General features: G+C 74.6%; 1 protein-coding gene and 1 pseudogene. One reads left to right on the forward strand and one right to left on the reverse strand.

Annotated elements, in window-relative coordinates; genetic code table 11:
* Positions 1-19 precede the first annotated feature (19 nt).
* On the reverse strand, positions 20-367 hold the full coding sequence (locus DEIPI_RS0103760) for a hypothetical protein (RefSeq protein ID WP_027480906.1): 348 nt from the start codon (positions 365-367) through the stop codon (positions 20-22).
* A gap of 84 nt (positions 368-451) precedes the next feature.
* On the opposite strand from DEIPI_RS0103760, the pseudogene DEIPI_RS28260 reads away from it, so the two are divergent.
* Positions 452-859 (forward strand): annotated as a pseudogene (locus DEIPI_RS28260) (CAF17-like 4Fe-4S cluster assembly/insertion protein YgfZ); the annotation flags it as partial.

Genomic DNA, 859 nt, shown 5'->3' on the forward strand with positions numbered 1-859 from the left:
CGCGTCGGCGGTCCCCGCCTCAGGCCTCCGCGTCCCCTCGCCGCGCCCGCCACGCGCGCCAGTCCTCCCACGCGAGGTACGGCAGCAGCGCGAACGACCCCACCACGAGCGTCAGGCCGCCCGCGACGAAGCGCAGGGGAGAGCGGGAGCGCGTCACGGCGTACAGCGCGCCCAGCGTGGAGAGCGCGCCGATGTCCGCGAACATCACGCGGGAGAAGTGGCTGCGCCGCAAGGTCTCCAGGGTGCCCATGTCCTCGCGCCCCCTGGGCTTCAGGGCCGCCGTGGCCGCCAGGGCCGCCCACAGGCTCAGGTACAGCCCGATACGTTTCGGGCCGGGCTCGCGGTACTGCTCGAAGGGGTCCGCCATGCCCCAGCGTACCCGCGCCGCCCGCGCCCGCCCTGTAACCTGCGCCCACACCGCGCGGCCCGCGTCCTCTAGCCTGAGGGCATGTTGTGGACCCGCGTGCCCTCCAGCGCCCTGCGCCTCACCGGTGCCGACCGCGTGGACTTCGTCCAGGGCCAGATGACGAACGACCTGCGCCGCGCCCCCACGCCCGGCCTCGTGCCCGCGCTCTTCCTGAACGTCCGCGGTCAGATCGAGCACTTCGCGCGCGTGTACCGCCGCGCGGACGACCTGTACCTGCACCTCGACGAGGGCGAGGCCGCGCCCCTCGCGGCCCGCCTGCGCCGCTACGTCATCTTCGATCAGGTGGAGATCCACGATCTCTCCGGGGAGCTCGTGACCTTCCACCTCATGGAGGGCACGCCGCCCGGCTGGGCCGAGGCGGGCGGCGACGCGCAGCAGTTCGACCTCGCGGGCGCCACGGTCCTCGCGGGCCGCGTGAACCGCGCGGGCACG

It is taken from the genome of Deinococcus pimensis DSM 21231 (assembly GCF_000519345.1).
GTDB classification, from domain to species: domain Bacteria; phylum Deinococcota; class Deinococci; order Deinococcales; family Deinococcaceae; genus Deinococcus_A; species Deinococcus_A pimensis.

What these genes read in the sequence shown, in the direction of transcription:
- DEIPI_RS0103760 (WP_027480906.1), bottom strand. Translation starts at nt 367, where the DNA reads ATGGCGGACCCCTTCGAGCAGTACCGCGAGCCCGGCCCGAAACGTATC.